Annotated in this window: 14 protein-coding genes; 12 read left to right on the top strand and 2 right to left on the bottom strand. The window is 71.5% G+C overall.

The genetic code is table 11. The features are described 5' to 3' along the window. Positions 1-29 precede the first annotated feature (29 nt). From ACIQK6_RS25630 to ACIQK6_RS25600, 7 genes are all read left to right on the top strand, one after another. Positions 30-938 carry a LysR family transcriptional regulator ArgP gene (locus ACIQK6_RS25630; protein ID WP_402695557.1) on the top strand — a complete coding sequence of 303 codons (909 nt, stop codon included), beginning with the start codon at positions 30-32 and terminating at the stop codon, positions 936-938. A gap of 74 nt (positions 939-1,012) precedes the next feature. Continuing rightward, the gene (locus ACIQK6_RS25625) at positions 1,013-1,405 is read left to right on the top strand and encodes a TOBE domain-containing protein (protein ID WP_329097380.1); all 393 of its coding nucleotides are present in this window, start codon (positions 1,013-1,015) and stop codon (positions 1,403-1,405) included. Between the two features lie 104 nt (positions 1,406-1,509). Next, the gene (gene corA / locus ACIQK6_RS25620; RefSeq protein ID WP_402695535.1) at positions 1,510-2,592 is read left to right on the top strand and encodes a magnesium/cobalt transporter CorA; all 1,083 of its coding nucleotides are present in this window, start codon (positions 1,510-1,512) and stop codon (positions 2,590-2,592) included. Between the two features lie 130 nt (positions 2,593-2,722). Continuing rightward, positions 2,723-3,553, top strand: a complete 831-nt coding sequence (locus ACIQK6_RS25615) for a chitosanase (protein WP_402695556.1) — start codon at positions 2,723-2,725, stop codon at positions 3,551-3,553. 414 nt (positions 3,554-3,967) lie between these two features. After that, positions 3,968-4,321 (top strand): DUF805 domain-containing protein, encoded by a 354-nt coding sequence (locus ACIQK6_RS25610; protein WP_329097378.1) that lies wholly within the window; start codon positions 3,968-3,970, stop codon positions 4,319-4,321. A 223-nt stretch (positions 4,322-4,544) separates the two neighbouring features. Then, positions 4,545-6,764: an NADP-dependent isocitrate dehydrogenase gene (locus ACIQK6_RS25605; protein WP_329097377.1), complete on the top strand. Its 2,220-nt coding sequence runs from the start codon at positions 4,545-4,547 to the stop codon at positions 6,762-6,764. Between the two features lie 239 nt (positions 6,765-7,003). After that, positions 7,004-7,780, top strand: coding sequence for a hypothetical protein (locus ACIQK6_RS25600; protein WP_329097376.1), 777 nt, complete (start codon positions 7,004-7,006; stop codon positions 7,778-7,780). 159 nt (positions 7,781-7,939) lie between these two features. Here ACIQK6_RS25600 and ACIQK6_RS25595 read toward each other — a convergent pair whose 3' ends face one another. Next, complete coding sequence (locus tag ACIQK6_RS25595) at positions 7,940-8,419, bottom strand: hypothetical protein (protein WP_329097375.1); 480 nt, start codon at positions 8,417-8,419, stop codon at positions 7,940-7,942. Between the two features lie 405 nt (positions 8,420-8,824). Here ACIQK6_RS25595 and ACIQK6_RS25590 point away from each other — a divergent pair, with 405 nt between their 5' ends. Together ACIQK6_RS25590 and ACIQK6_RS25585 are read left to right on the top strand one after the other, a co-directional pair. Beyond that, positions 8,825-10,492, top strand: a complete 1,668-nt coding sequence (locus ACIQK6_RS25590) for a glycoside hydrolase family 71 protein (RefSeq protein ID WP_402695534.1) — start codon at positions 8,825-8,827, stop codon at positions 10,490-10,492. 257 nt (positions 10,493-10,749) lie between these two features. Beyond that, on the top strand, positions 10,750-11,910 hold the full coding sequence (locus ACIQK6_RS25585) for an aminotransferase class V-fold PLP-dependent enzyme (protein ID WP_329097370.1): 1,161 nt from the start codon (positions 10,750-10,752) through the stop codon (positions 11,908-11,910). Here the strand turns inward: ACIQK6_RS25585 and cobF are convergent. Then, positions 11,897-12,649, bottom strand: a complete 753-nt coding sequence (gene cobF, locus ACIQK6_RS25580; protein ID WP_329097368.1) for a precorrin-6A synthase (deacetylating) — start codon at positions 12,647-12,649, stop codon at positions 11,897-11,899. The two genes, ACIQK6_RS25585 and cobF, sit on opposite strands and share 14 nt — an antisense overlap. Before the next feature lie 18 nt (positions 12,650-12,667). Between cobF and ACIQK6_RS25575 the strand changes: the two genes are divergently transcribed. The 3 genes from ACIQK6_RS25575 to ACIQK6_RS25565 are packed head-to-tail and all read left to right on the top strand — an operon-like array spanning position 12,668 to position 15,551. Next, entirely contained in the window at positions 12,668-13,423 is a 756-nt protein-coding gene (locus tag ACIQK6_RS25575; protein WP_329097367.1) for a (Fe-S)-binding protein, read from the top strand. Continuing rightward, on the top strand, positions 13,420-14,922 hold the full coding sequence (locus ACIQK6_RS25570; protein ID WP_402695533.1) for a lactate utilization protein B: 1,503 nt from the start codon (positions 13,420-13,422) through the stop codon (positions 14,920-14,922). Before ACIQK6_RS25575 ends, ACIQK6_RS25570 begins: the two co-directional genes overlap by 4 nt. Next, positions 14,919-15,551, top strand: coding sequence for a lactate utilization protein C (locus ACIQK6_RS25565; RefSeq protein WP_402695532.1), 633 nt, complete (start codon positions 14,919-14,921; stop codon positions 15,549-15,551). The genes ACIQK6_RS25570 and ACIQK6_RS25565 overlap by 4 nt, the downstream gene beginning before the upstream one ends. Positions 15,552-15,553: the final 2 nt, after the last annotated feature.

Raw genomic sequence — 15,553 nt, 5'->3', positions numbered from 1 at the left:
AAGATTTTTACGTACCATTAGCGCTCGTGATGGACGAGCTACCGCTGGACCAGGTGCGCACGCTGCTCGCCGTGGTGGACGAGGGAACCTTCGACGCGGCGGCGGCCGCCCTGCACGTGACGCCGTCCGCGGTCAGCCAACGGGTCAAGGCGCTGGAGCAGCGGACCGGGCGGGTGCTGCTGATGCGGACGAAGCCGGTGCGGGCGACCGAATCCGGGGAGGTGGTGGTCCGCTTCGCCCGGCAGCTGGCCCGCCTGGAGCGCGACGCGCGCGCCGAGCTGGGCATGGCCGACGGGATGGGGCCGGTGCGGCTGCCGATCGCGGTGAACGCGGACTCCCTCGCCACCTGGTTCCTGCCCGCCCTCGCGCGGGTGCCGCAGGATCCGCCGGTCTGCATCGAGCTCCACCGCGAGGACGAGTCGCACACGACGGCGCTGCTGCGGGAGGGACAGGTGATGGCGGCGGTGACCTCCTCGCCCGATCCGGTGGCCGGGTGCAGCGTACGGATGCTGGGGCTGGCCCGGTACCTGCCGACGGCGAGTCCGGCGTTCGCGGCCCGGTACCTGACGGGGGAGCCGGAGCGGGACCTGCGCGAGGCGCCGACGATCGTCTTCGACCGGAAGGACGACCTCCAGGACGCCTTCGTCCGCGCGCTCACGGGGGACCCGGCGGCCGGTGCAGGGCCGGTACGGCACTACATACCGACGTCGGAGGGGTTCCGTGACGCGGTGGTCGCGGGGCTGGGGTGGGGTCTGGTGCCGGAGCAGCAGTCGAGACCGCTGGTGCGGACGGGGCAGCTGGTGCTGCTGGAGCCGCTGCGGCCGATGGACGTCCCCCTGTACTGGCAGCAGTGGAGGCTCGACTCGCCCGCGCTGTCGACGGTCGCGGAAGTGATCGCGGCGGCGGCCCGGGAGTCGCTCCGGCCCCCGGCGGCCTGACCGGTCCGGCCCGGGTCAGACCTGCACGGGCCCGGTCCGGCCCGATCGACGGCACACCCCCTAAGCTGCCGACCATGGAGTCCTACACGATCGGCCAGGCGGCCCGGCTGCTCGGCGTCAGCGTCGACACGGCCCGGCGCTGGGCGGATGCCGAACGGTTCCCCACCCACCGCGAGGGCACGCGGCGGATGGTGGACGGGCCCGACCTGGCCGCCTTCTGCGTCGAGGCCGCGCAGGAGGGCGCCGAGGGCGAGGAGGCCCCGTACACCTCGGCCCGCAACGCCTTCCCCGGCATCGTCACGGGGGTGAAGCTGGGCACGGTCGACGCGCAGGTGGAGATCCAGGCCGGACCGCACCGGATCGTGTCGCTGCTCACGCGGGAAGCGGTGGAGGAGCTCGGTCTCGAGGTGGGCGCGCGGGCCACGGCGCGGGTGAAGTCGACGAGCGTGTTCATCGACCGGATCTGACGCGGGCGGCGGAGGTCCGGCCGGGCGGTGAGCCCGGACGCAGGCGTTCCGGCGGCGATGGCAGACTGGCCGCTGATCCGCCGAAGGGGAGTACGCCGTTGTCCATGTTCAGCAACCTGCGCCGGGTCGTGCGGCGCAGCTACCGGAGGGCCGTCGACCTCAGCCACCCGGCCCGCTCCCCGCTCGGCAGTGCGGTGGTCAACTGCATCGTCTACCGCGACGGCGTACGGCAGGAGGACTGCGCCGAGGTCGAGGAGGCGCTGCGCCGGGTCCGCAAGACGGGTGACGGCTTCGTCTGGATCGGCCTGCACGAGCCGACGAGGTCGGAGCTGGCCGGACTGGCCGAGCTGTTCGGCCTGCACCCCCTCGCCGTCGAGGACGCCGTCAACGCGCACCAGCGCCCCAAGGTGGAGCGTTACGACGACACGCTGTTCTCCGTCTTCAAGACCGTGCGCTACGTGGAGCACGAGGAGCTGACCGCGACCAGCGAGGTGGTGGAGACCGGCGAGCTGATGGCCTTCACCGGCCAGGACTTCATCATCACCATCCGGCACGGCGGCCGCGGCACGTTGGGCCCGGTCCGCGAGGAGCTGGAGCGCGCCCCGGACCAACTGGCCAACGGGCCCGCGGCCGTTCTGCACGCCATGGCCGACCACGTGGTCGACGACTACGCGGCCGTGACGGACGCGGTGCAGAACGACATCGACGCCGTCGAGACCGCGGTGTTCAGCGAGGACGGCGGCCGCGGCGACGCGGGGCGGATCTACCAGCTCAAGCGCGAACTCCTCGAACTGCGGCGGGCGGTGGCACCGCTCGGCCGCCCGCTGCAGCAGCTGGCCACGCAGCCGATACCGGTGATCCCGCCGGAGACCCGCGCGTACTTCCGGAACGTCGCGGACCACCTGACCCGGGCCACGGAGCAGATCGGCGCCTACGACAACCTCCTCGACTCCATCCTGCAGGCCCACTTGGCGCAGGTGACCGTCGCCCAGAACGAGGACATGCGCAAGATCACGGCATGGGCGGCGATCGTCGCCGTCCCCACCATGGTCTGCGGGGTGTATGGCATGAACTTCGACCACATGCCCGAACTGCACTGGACCTACGGCTACCCGCTGGTCCTCGGCGTCATGGTGCTCGCCTGCTTCGTCATCCACCGGGGCTTCAGGCGCAACGGCTGGCTCTGACCGGACGGGTCCGTTCCTTGGGGTGCGCCCGGGTATTGAGCCGTCGTCAGCTCTGGTAGTAAAGTTTCCTAACGAAGCTGGGACGCCTCAACTACCAGATGGAGGCCTTGTGTTCACCCCCCGCCGCAAGATGCTGGCGATCGGAGCACTGCTCGGCAGTGCGCTGATCGCCGCCCCCGTCGCCGCCCACGCCACCACGACTCCCGCAGTCACGGCCCCCGCCTCCACGGCGGAGACCGCAGCGGCAGCGGCCGTAGGACTCGACGATCCGGCGAAGAAGGAAATCGCCATGAAGATCGTCTCCAGTGCGGAGAACTCCTCGCTGGACTGGAAGGCCCAGTACAAATACATCGAGGACATAGACGACGGCCGCGGTTACACGGCCGGCATCATCGGATTTTGTTCCGGCACCGGCGACATGCTCGACCTCGTCGAGTACTACGCGCAGATCAAGCCGGGCAACGTCCTCGCCAAGTACCTCCCCGCCCTGCGCAAGGTAGACGGCAGCGACTCGCACGCCGGCCTCGATCCGAACTTCACCAAGGACTGGGCGAAGGCGGCCCAGGACGCGGACTTCCGGAAGGCCCAGGACCACGAGCGCGACCGGGTCTACTTCAATCCGGCCGTGAACCAGGGCAAGGCCGACGGGGTCGGCGTACTGGGTCAGTTCATCTACTACGACGCCATCGTCATGCACGGCGACGGCGGCGACTCCACCAGCTTCCGCAACATCCGCAAGCGCGCCCTGTCCAAGGCCAAGCCCCCGTCCCAGGGCGGCAACGAGACCGCTTACCTCAACGCCTTCCTCGACGCCCGGGTCTGGGCGATGAAGCAGGAGGAGGCGCACAGCGACACCAGTCGGGTCGACACCGCACAGCGGGTCTTCCTGAAGAAGGGCAATCTGAACCTCAATACGCCGCTCGACTGGAAGGTCTACGGGGACCCCTTCCACATCGGCTGACGGCCGCGACGCCGTTGTGGCCCGGGCCGGAATGTCATCTTCTGTCCCGGGCCGCGACGGCTCAGGCTGCGGTGAGGTAACGATCCGTAAGTGGATCAAGCCGGGTTCGGCGGGGCGGGCGCGTTAACACGTCGGACATTGAGGGCTTTTCGCCACCCCCGGGTGGCCCTGCGCTTCTCAGTGGGGCCCCCGCCCCTCTTGAACGCGGGCCATTTCGCCACGCCTTGTGGTCAAAGGTGATCCATGGGGCTCAAGTAACGCCAGATACAACAGCGTTTGGCTGGAGAAGCGAAGGAAAGTTCCCGTTTCGACCGGTTGTGAACTGGCTTGACCGCGACGTAAGGGGGGCATAAGTTCTGCCCCGGCTTGCTCCAGCAGGACGGGCCCGAACGATCGTCCTCTGGGGGGACCCTCATGAACCACTACACCGATGTTCTGAAGAAGTACGCCGTCTTCTCCGGCCGCGCGCGCCGCCAGGAGTACTGGATGTTCGTCCTCTTCCAGGTGGCTGCCGTGATCGTCCTCGCGATCCTGGACACCGTCATCGGCGCCAACATGATCATCGTTGGCCTGTACTTCCTCGGTACCTTCGTTCCGACGCTGGCGCTCCTCGTCCGTCGTCTGCACGACCTCGGCAAGTCCGGTGCCTGGTACTTCATCATGTTCGTCCCCCTCGTCGGCTTCATCTGGCTCATCGTCCTCCTGGCCACCGCCGGTCAGCCGCAGCAGAACCAGTACGGCCCGGACCCGAAGGCCTACGCCGCCTGATCTGCCGTACGGGCCTGATCAAGGCCCGAACGCCTGAGCGCCGCCCCCGGCCGGAAACAGCCAGGGGCGGCGCTTCCGCCTTTTCCGGGGCCCGCCGGGGCCCGCGTGACACGCGTCTCCCGGACTGGCGGCAGGGGGCTGTCCAGAGAGGCCCGATCACGAGATATCTTGATGTCGAGCAATGTTGCAGACGAGAGACGCAGACTGTGGAGCGGAGCATCCGGTGACTGACTCGACCATCATCTACACGCACACTGACGAGGCCCCGGCCCTCGCGACGTATTCCTTCCTGCCTGTGATCCAGGCGTACGCGTCGACGGCCGGTGTGAATGTCGAGACCCGTGACATCTCCCTGGCCGGTCGGATCATCGCCGTCTTCCCGGAGTACCTCCAGGAGAGCCAGCGGATCGCCGACGCCCTCGCCGAGCTCGGCGAGCTGGCGAAGACCCCGGAAGCCAACATCATCAAGCTTCCGAACATCTCGGCCTCGATCCCGCAGCTGAAGGCCGCGGTCGCCGAGCTCCAGGGCCAGGGCTACGCCCTCCCGGACTACCCGGACGACCCGAAGACCGACGAGGAGCGCGACATCCGCGCCCGCTACGACAAGGTCAAGGGCAGCGCCGTCAACCCGGTCCTGCGCGAGGGCAACTCCGACCGCCGCGCCCCCGCCTCGGTCAAGAACTACGCCAAGACGCACCCGCACCGCATGGGCGCCTGGACCACCGAGTCGAAGACGAACGTCGCCACCATGGGCGAGAACGACTTCCGCTCCACCGAGAAGTCCACCGTCATCGCCGAGGCCGGCACCCTGCGCATCGAGCACGTCGCCGCCGACGGCGCCACCACCGTGCTGCGCGAGTCCGTACCGGTCCTCGCCGGTGAGGTCGTGGACGCGTCCGTCCTGCACGTCGACGCGCTGCGCACCTTCCTGAACGACCAGATCGAGCGTGCCAAGGCCGAGGGCGTCCTGTTCTCCGTGCACCTCAAGGCCACGATGATGAAGGTCTCCGACCCGATCATCTTCGGCCACGTGGTCCGCGCCTTCCTCCCGAAGACCTTCGCCCGCTACGGCGAGACCCTGGCCGCCGCCGGCCTGTCGGTCAACGACGGCCTGGGCGCCATCCTGAACGGCCTGGGCGCGCTGCCCGACGGCGACGCGATCAAGGCCTCGATCGACGCCGAGATCGCCGAGGGCCCGGCCCTCGCGATGGTCGACTCCGACAAGGGCATCACCAACCTGCACGTGCCGTCCGATGTCATCGTCGACGCCTCGATGCCGGCCATGATCCGCACCTCCGGCCACATGTGGGGCCCGGACGGCGCCGAGGCCGACACTCTCGCCGTCCTCCCGGACAGCAGCTACGCCGGCGTCTACCAGGTCGTCGTCGACGACTGCCGCACCCACGGCGCCTTCGACCCGTCCACCATGGGCTCGGTCCCGAACGTCGGCCTCATGGCGCAGAAGGCCGAGGAGTACGGCAGCCACGACAAGACCTTCGAGATCGCCACCGCGGGCACCGTCCGTGTCGTCGACGCCGCGGGCAACACGGTCCTGGAGCAGGAGGTCGCCGCCGGTGACATCTTCCGCGCCTGCCAGACCAAGGACCTCCCCATCCAGGACTGGGTCAAGCTCGCCGTCACCCGCGCCCGCGCCACCGGCGTCCCGGCCGTCTTCTGGCTGGACGAGAACCGCGCCCACGACGCGCAGCTGATCGCCAAGGTCAAGACGTACCTCGCCGAGCACGACACCGAGGGCCTGACCATCAAGATCCTCTCCCCGGTCGAGGCCACCGCCTTCTCCCTGGAGCGCATCCGCCGCGGCGAGGACACCATCTCGGTGACCGGCAACGTGCTGCGCGACTACCTGACCGACCTCTTCCCCATCCTGGAGCTGGGCACCAGCGCCAAGATGCTGTCGGTCGTCCCCCTGATGAACGGCGGCGGCCTCTTCGAGACGGGCGCCGGCGGCTCCGCCCCGAAGCACGTCCAGCAGCTGGTCAAGGAGAACTACCTGCGCTGGGACAGCCTGGGCGAGTTCTTCGCGCTGGCCGCCAGCTTCGAGCACCTCGCGACCACCACCGGCAACGCCCGCGCCCAGGTGCTGGCCGACACCCTGGACCGCGCGACCGGCACCTTCCTCAACGAGGACAAGTCGCCGAGCCGCAAGCTGGGCGGCATCGACAACCGCGGCAGCCACTTCTACCTCGCCACCTACTGGGCGCAGGAGCTGGCCAAGCAGACCGACGACGCCGAGCTGGCCAAGGCCTTCGAGCCCGTCGCCAAGACCCTGTCGGAGCAGGAGGAGACCATCGTCGCCGAGCTCGTCGCGGTGCAGGGCTCCCCGGCCGACATCGGCGGCTACTACCAGCCCGACGCCACGAAGGCCGCGGCGATCATGCGCCCGTCCGCGACCCTCAACGAGGCGCTCGCCCTCCTGGGCTGATGCCGACAGTCGTACCCACGCGTCCCTGACGACGTGATCCGCTCCGCCCCGGCCGGCCCCGTGCCCGGCCGGGGCGGGGCCGTGTCCGGAGCCGTGTCCGGGGCCGCGCCGCTCGGCCCGGGTGTTCGGCGCCTGCGAGGCCGAGGTCCTCAGGGGACTCCTGGCCGAGGCGTGGGCCCTGCGCTAGCGTTCGGGGTCGGTGCCCCGGGGGGCTTCGCCGAAAACGCTCTGGGGGTTCTGTGGCACGTCGTTCCGACACGTCCTGCGGCGGTACCGGCTGCCTGGCGGTCCTGCTCGTTCTGTTCGTCCTCCCCACCGTCGGCTATCTGTTGGCGGTGCCGCTGGCACTGCCCGATCTGCTGGCCGAGCAGTCACCGCCGCAGCAGCTGCAGGGCTTCGGTCAGTACCTCATCGTCTACGCCATTCCGGTCGTCGTGGCCCTGCTGCTGGCCCTGTTCGCGTCGCGCCGCCGGACCGGCGCCCGGTGGCTGGTGCCTGCCCGGGCGGCGGCCCTGCTGGCGCTCGTCGCCGCGGCGCTGTGGTGGACGCAGGGCAAGGTCGGGGAGTACCCGGTGTGGAACGTCCGGGCCACGGCCGAGAGCATGGCCGCCGGGCTGGTGGCGCTCGCCTTCGTCGTGGCGGTCCGCCGGTGGGACGCCTCGCGCGGCGGCCCGCGCGTCGCCGTCGGCACCCACCGGCCGGCGCCGGGGGAGATCTGGCTGGCCATGGTTCCGCTGCGGGAGGACCCGGCGCGGCAGCTGCGGCACTACTGCGTGGTGCTGGCCGTCCATCCCGGCCACGCGGAGGTCGCCCAGATCACCACCAAGGACAAGGACGGGCGCACCGACCACATCCGGATGCCCAACGACGGGTGGGACAAGGCCTCCGGCCGCGCGCACTGGGTGGAGTTCGGCCGTCCACCGCGCCTGGTCGAATACGGGATGTTCCTCAAGTCCCGGCCGCAGGGGCGCTGCCCGGCCCCGGTGTGGCGGCAGCTCAGCCGGCAGCTCGGCTGACCCCGGCGGCGACGTCCACGGCTTCGTCCGCCGCCCGTCCGCGGAGGTGTCCGCGGCCACCCGGAAGCCGATGTTCAAGAGCCCCCGCACCGGAGCCCTCGCACCGGAGCCCTCGCACCGGAGCCTTCGCGTCGGAGCGGGCGGAGCGGAGCCGGTGGATCAGAGCCGATGGATCCGCTCCTGCTCGAAGGCCAGCGGGGACCGCCCGGCCGCCAGGATCCGCAGCCCCGGCGCCACGGTCAGTAGGTTCCGCAGCCAGGCCAGGGCGTCCGGGCCGAGCTGCTCCGCGCCGTCCAGGACGAGCAGCATGTCCCGTTCGGCCAGCCACGAGGCGGTGTGCGCGGTCCCGCAGGCCGGTGCGGGCATCCCCGGTACGCAGCCCAGTTCGGCCGTCAACTCGCGGACTCCGTAGCCGCCGTGCTGCGGGTTCATGGCGACAACGGCCACCCCGTCGTAGAAGTTGGACGCGATCCGCCGCGCGATCTCCCGTACCAACAGGCTCCGCGGCTCCCGGAAGGCTCCCGCCACGGTCAGGACGCGCCCCCGCCGCACGGTGGTGAGCAGCCGGGACATTTCGGCGGACGTCGCCGGCAGCGTTCCGGTTAAACCTTCGTCCTTCATCGACCCGGCTTCCCCCATGGCCCCGGATTCCCTCATCGGCACGATGCCCCCCATTGCATGCGTGACCAAGTGCGGCAAGAGGGTTTTTTCGAGCCGCGTGACGATGATTATGCGCCACTTGCGACGTAAGGCTAGGGGAATGTCGCATTCCGAAGAACGCGTTCGCTGCGCCCCAGGTGGGGACTTCGTCCGAGCCGCCGGACGGGCGGCGTAGTTCCCGTGGTCCGTGTGACGTACGCACCCGAACTCCGGCTCCTGGGAACGGTTGTCCGGAAGCCGGGATTGGGCTCTACTGCTGTGCAGCCCCTCGTAAGGGGCATATTCGCGGGAGGAACCAGAATGACAGCGGACCGGCGAACGGACCGGCGAGCACGGCACCGTGCCGGCAGGCGGACACTGCGCGGGGGCCGGGCGGCCGGACCCGTGTCGCACCGGCGCCGGCCGGCCTTCCGGGGGCGCAGGTCGCTGCTCGCCACGGTGCTCTCCGGCTTCCTCCTGGTCGGTGTCTGCGCGGCCACCGGAATCGCCTGGGACCCCCGCGACGCGGGTTCCGTGCAGGACGCCTCGGCCCCCGGCGGGAGCCTGCCGGCGGCCACCGCGACCGGCGGCGCTCCCGTCACACCCGGCGGGGCCACCCCCTCACCCACCGGGCCCCCGACGCTCACCGAGGGCGCGGCCACCAAGGGCAACCCCAAGGAGGCGGTGGACTCCGGGGCCGAACGCCCCACCGGAGCCCTGCCCTTCGACATGCCCTCGCAGGCAGCCCTGCGCTCGGGCGGTGCGGGCAAGAAGCTGGTGTTCGCCCACTACTTCACCCCCTACCCGCTCTCCCTCGACAACGCGGCCGCGGACCGGGACTACTACACCCGCAACTACCTGAAGCCCGACGGCGAGAACGGGAAGCACGGCCGGTACGGCGGCCTGCTGCGCGACCGGCCGCTGCCCGTGCCCACGAAGAGCGGCGACTGGGAGTACGCCAACCTCCAGCAGGAGGTGCGCACCGCCCGCGCGGCGGGCATCGACGGCTTCACCCTCGACCTGCTCTCCCTCTCCGGCAAGAACTGGGACCGCTGCAACCTGCTGATGGCGGCGGCCCGTTCGGTGGACCCGGCCTTCAAGATCATGCTGATGCCGGACATGACCTCGCTGAAGACCGACGACCCCGCGGTGCTCGCCGAGGCGATCGCCACGCTCGCCGACGCATCCGCCGCGCACCGGCTCCCGGACGGCCGCCTCGTGGTCTCCCCCTTCAAGGCGGAGGAGAAGAGCGTGGACTGGTGGACCGAGGTCATCGCCCGTCTCAAGTCCGAGCACGGCATCCGCACCGCCTTCGTCCCGCTCTTCCTCGACTTCGGCGCCCACAGCGGCGCGTTCGCCCCGATCAGTCACGGCTTCTCCGAGTGGGGCAGCCGCAGCTACGTCGGCCAGGAGAGCTCGACGCGCGACGTCCAGCGGGCCCACGACATGGGCAAGATCTGGATGCAGCCGGTGTCGGTCCAGGACGCGCGCCCCAACCAGGGCATCTACGACGAGGCGGGCAACACCGCGACCCTGCGTTCGACCTGGACGCACGCCATCGAGGACGGCGCCGACTGGGTCCAGCTCACCACCTGGAACGACTACTCGGAGGGCAGCCAGTTCGCCCCCTCCCTGCACAACGGCCACGCGTACCTGGACCTGACCTCGTACTACCTGACCCGGTTCAAGACGGGCAGCTGGCCGAAGATCGTCCGGGACACCCTCTACCTCTCCGCGCGCACGCAGTTCGCGGACGCGGACCCGACGGGCGACCAGTCGCTGGTGATGTCGCTCCGCAAGGGGAGCGCCCCGCCCCGGGACAAGGTGGAGGTGCTCAGCTTCCTCACCGGGGCCGGAGCCGTCCGGACGGCCGTCGGCACCGCGGACGGCAGTTACGAGGCCCCCGCCGGGATCCACTCGCAACTGCTGCCGCTGAGGGCGGGCACCAGCTCGGCGCAGGTCGTCCGGGACGGGAAGGCCGGCGTGAAGGTCGACCTGCCGTACCGGGTGGACCACAAGGTGGAGGTGCAGGACCTCCAGTACTACGCGGCCACCAGCGGCCGGGACTCCTAGGAGGCGTGTTGGCGATCGGTTCTCCTGCCACACCCGGCAGCAGGTGGTGCCGATCCGACCCGCCCCCCTGCGGTCGGCCCGTGATGATCGAACCGCGCAGTCCGCGCACGCCGGTGCGCAGCACCCTGCTCTACCCGGTCCGGCGAGCCGCGCCTTCGCGGCGCCCACCCCGACGCGCCGTACGACGGCGGTCTACCGGAGCCGGCGGCGGCGGGGGATGATCCGGGGGACAGCCGCGCCGCATCCCCGGAGGAGCAGTGACCGAGCCGATACGTCCCGCCGGGTCCGCCCAGGAGTTCCCCGGCGGGCCCGCCCTGTTCCGTCTCGACCCCCGGGTCGCCCACCTGAACCACGGCTCCTTCGGCGCGGTGCCCGTCCCCGTCCAGGAGGCCCAGGCCGCGCTCCGCGCCGAGGTGCACGCCGACCCCGACGCCTTCTTCATCGCCGTCCCGGACCGCCTCGCCGCGGCCCGTACCCGGATCGCCGCACACCTCGGCGCCGACCCCGACGGCATCGCCTTCATCGCCAACGCCACCGAGGGCGCCAACCTCGCCCTGGACGCCGTCCCGCTCGCCGACGGCGACGAGATCCTGGTCACCGACCACGGCTACGGCACCGTCGTCGCGGCCGCCGCCCGCCGCGCCCCCGTCACGACCGTGGCCATCGACCCCCACCTGCCCGACGAAGACGCCGTGCGCGAGGCCGTACTGGCCGCGCTGACACCCCGTACGAGGGTGGCCGTGCTCGACCACGTCAGCTCGCCCACCGCCCGGATCATCGCCTCCCCCCGACTCCTCGCAGACCTGCGCGAACGCGGGGTCACCACCGTCGTCGACGGCGCCCACGCCCTGGGCATGCTCGCCGACCCCCTCGCGGGCGGCGCCGACTTCTGGTTCGGCAACCTCCACAAATGGGGCTACGCGCCCTCCGGCAGCGCGGTCCTGGCCGTCGCCCCGCAACACCGCCACCGGATCAGGGCCCTCGTACCGTCATGGGAGGACCAGCACGGATTCCCGCGTTCCGTCGAGAACCGCGCCACCGCCGACTACACCGGCTGGCTCGCCGCCCCCGAGGGGCTGGACCTGCTCGAACGGCTCGACGCGGCCAAGGTCCGGGCCCACAACAGCGCGCTGGCCGCCCACGGAGCGGCCCTGCTCGCCGAGCTCCCCGGTCTCACCCCGCTCCCGCACGGCGAAGCCCTCGCCATGCGCACCCTGCGCCTGCCGCCCGGGGTCGCCGACACCCCCGACCGGGCCCGCGAGCTGCGCGAGCGGATCGCGGCCGAGCAGGGCATCCGGGTGCTGATCTGGCCCTGGCCGGGCGGCGGCGGCATCCGCGTCTGCGGCCAGATCTACAACCGGCCCGAGGAGTACGAACGCCTCGCCGCCGCCCTCCCGTCCTATCTCAGCCGCGCCTGAGCAGGTACGTGTCCATGATCCAGCCCTTGCGGGCGCGGGCCTCGGTGCGCAGCTCCTCGATCCGCCCGGCGACCTCCGCGAGCTTGCCCGAGACGAGGATCTCGTCCGGGGTGCCCACGTAGGCTCCCCAATAGATGAAGAGGTCCTGGTCCAGATGGGCGGTGAAGGCGTGCCGCGCGTCCAGCATCACCACCACGTCGTCCACGTCCTGCGGCCAGCCCTCGGCCAGCCGGCGGCCGGTGGTGATCTGGACCGGGCGCCCGACCCGGTTCAGGTTGGTCCGGTGCCGTGCCAGCAACGCGGAGATGCTGCTGATGCCGGGTACGACCTCGTGCTCGAAGGCCACCCGGCCGCGCTCCAGCACCTCGTCGAGGATCGCGAGCGTGGAGTCGTAGAGGGAGGGATCGCCCCAGACCAGGAACGCCCCCCTCTCGCCGTCCGCCAGGTCCTCGGCGATGAAGCGCTCGAAGAGCTCGGCCCGCGCGCTGCGCCAGCCGTCCACCGTCGGGGCGTAGTCGGCGGGCGTCCGGTCCCGGTCCGGGTCGCGGCCCTCCACCAGCCGGTGGCCCGGGCGGGCGTGCGCATCGAGCATCGCGCGCCGCAGCCCGGTCAGATCCGCCTTCTCCTCGCCCTTCTCCAGGATGAGGAATGCGTCCGTCGCGCCGATCGCCCTGACCGCCTGGAGGGTCAGATGGTCCGGGTCGCCCGCGCCTATGCCGATCACTGAGAACTTCTTCACCCGGCTATTGTGCCCATCATGCGAGCAGCCCTGTTCGTCACCTGCGTCAACGACGCGCTCTACCCGCGGACCGGCATCGCCGTCGTACGCCTCCTGGAGCGCCTCGGGGTCGGCGTGGACTTCCCGGCGGCCCAGAGCTGCTGCGGGCAGCCGCAGTACAACACCGGATACCGCTACGAGACCGAACCACTCGTGCGGCGTACCGCGCGGGCCTTCGCGGGACACGAGTACGTGGTCACCCCCTCCGGATCCTGCGCCGCGATGATCCGCCAGCACTACCCGCGCATCGGCCGGAAGGCGGCGGCCGAGGGGCGCGGCAGCGAGCTCGCCGAGGCGGCCGCCGCGCTCGCGCCGCGCGTGTACGAGCTGACCGAGTTCCTGGTCGACGTGCTCGGGGTGACCGACGTCGGCGCCCACTTCCCGCACACCGTCACCTACCACCCCTCCTGTCACGGCCTGCGCGGCCTGGGGCTCGGGGACCGGCCGCGGCGGCTGCTGGCCGCGGTCAAGGGCCTGGACCTGGTCGAGCTGCCGGGCGCCGAGGAGTGCTGCGGCTTCGGCGGCACCTTCGCCGTCAAGAACCCGGACGTCTCGACCGCCATGGGCACCGACAAGATCACGGCAGCGGCCGGCACCGGCGCCCAGGTGCTGTGCGGCGCCGACAACTCCTGCCTCGCCCACCTGGGCGGCCTGCTGCGCCGCGCGGACAGCCCGCTACGGACCCTGCACCTCGCCGAGATCCTGGCCTCGACCGAGGAGGAACCGCTGTCGTGACCGGCACCTACCTGGGCATGCCCGCCTTCCCCGACTTCCCTGCCTTCCCCGCCGCCGCGCGGGAGGCCGTACGGGACGAGGTGCTGCGCGCCAACCTCCGGCACGCCACGCACACCATCCGCGACAAACGGGCGGGGGCCGTCGCCGAACTCGCCGACTGGGACCGGCTGCGCGCCGCGGGCAAGGCCGTCAAGGACCACACCCTCCGCCATCTCGACCGCTACCTGCTGCAGCTCGAGGAAGCGGTCACGGCGGCCGGCGGCACCGTCCACTGGGCCGCCGACGCGGACGAGGCCAACCGGATCGTCACGGAACTGGTCCGCGCGACCGGCGAGCGCGAGGTCGTCAAGGTCAAGTCGATGGCCACCCAGGAGATCGGGCTGAACGAGGCCCTGGAGGCCGCCGGGATCGCCGCGTACGAGACCGACCTCGCCGAACTCATCGTCCAGCTCGGCCACGACCGCCCCTCCCACATCCTGGTCCCGGCCATCCACCGCAACCGGGCCGAGATCCGCGACGTCTTCCGCACCGAGATGGCCCACTGGGGCCGGCCGGCGCCCGAACCGCTCGGCGACGACCCGCGGGAACTCGCCGAGGCCGCCCGACTGCACCTGCGCGAGAAGTTCCTGCGCGCCAAGGTCGCCGTGTCCGGGGCCAACTTCATGGTCGCCGAGACCGGCACGATGGTCGTCCTGGAGTCCGAGGGGAACGGCCGGATGTGCCTGACCCTGCCCGAGACCCTGATCTCCGTCGTCGGCATCGAGAAGGTCGTCCCGACCTTCCGCGACCTGGAGATCTTCCTCCAGACGCTGCCGCGCTCCTCGACCGCCGAGCGGATGAACCCGTACACGACGATGTGGACCGGTCTGGGCCCTTCAAGAGGGGCGGAAGGCGACGGGCCCACCGCCTTCCACCTCGTCCTCCTCGACAACGGCCGCACCGACACTCTCGCCGACGAGATCGGCCGCCAGGCCCTGCGCTGCATCCGCTGCTCCGCCTGCCTCAACGTCTGCCCGGTCTACGAGCGAGCCGGCGGCCACGCCTACGGCTCCGTCTACCCGGGCCCCATCGGCGCGATCCTCAGCCCCCAACTCCGTGGCACCGGCAGCACGATCGATGCCTCGCTGCCCTACGCGTCCACCCTGTGCGGAGCCTGCTACGAGGTCTGTCCGGTCGCCATCGACATCCCCGAGGTCCTGCTCCACCTCCGCGAACGGGTCGCCCAGGGCGGCCCGGCGACCCGCTCCGGCGTCCGCGTCACGCTCCGCCCCGCCGACGGCCACACCGCCGAACGGGCTGCCATGCGTGCCGCCCGGCTGCTCCTGGACCGCCCGGGGGCCCTGCGCGCGGGGGAGCGCCTGCTGGCCAGGGCCCGACGGCTGGCCCCCCGCCGGCTCCCCGGAGCCGGGCGGGCCTGGACCGACAGCCGCGAACTGCCGACCATAGCGGCGCAATCCTTCCGCGACTGGTGGGACCGGGAACGGAGCGACCCGCGATGAGCAGCAAGGACCGCATCCTCGGCCGGATCCGCCGGGCGCTGCGCGACGACGCGCCCGAAGTGGCGATCCCCCGCGACTACCTCCCCGTCCACGGCACCCGGACCCCGGCGGAGCGGGTGGACCTGCTCGCCGCCCACCTCACCGAGTACCGGGCCGTGGTCCACCGCACGGACGAGGAGGCGCTGCCCGCGCTGCTGACGCGGCTCCTGGACGCGCGGGGCGCGCAGTCGGTGCTCGTCCCGCCCGGCCTGCCCCCGCACTGGCTCCCGTCCGGGGGCCCCACCCGCGTACCCGACCGGGCGGCCTCCACCCCGTACGAACTGGACCGGGTCGACAGCGTGGTCACCGGCTGCGCCCTGGCCGTCGCCGAGACCGGCACGATCGTCCTCGACGGCGGCCCCGGCCAGGGACGGCGCCGCATCACCCTGATCCCGGACCACCACATCTGCGTGATCCGGGTACCGGACCAGGTGGTGGACTCCGTCCCGCAGGCGCTGCCGCTCCTCGACCCGGCCCGCCCGCTGACGTGGATCTCCGGCCCCTCCGCCACCAGCGACATCGAACTCGACCGGGTGGAGGGCGTCCACGGACCCCGCACCCTGGAAGTGGTCCTCGTGGGCACACAATGAGG

It is taken from the genome of Streptomyces sp. NPDC091682 (assembly GCF_044756625.1).
Taxonomy (GTDB): Bacteria; Actinomycetota; Actinomycetes; order Streptomycetales; family Streptomycetaceae; genus Streptomyces.
Note: the sequence above shows the minus strand (reverse complement) of the source record. Positions and strands in the feature narration are given on the sequence as shown.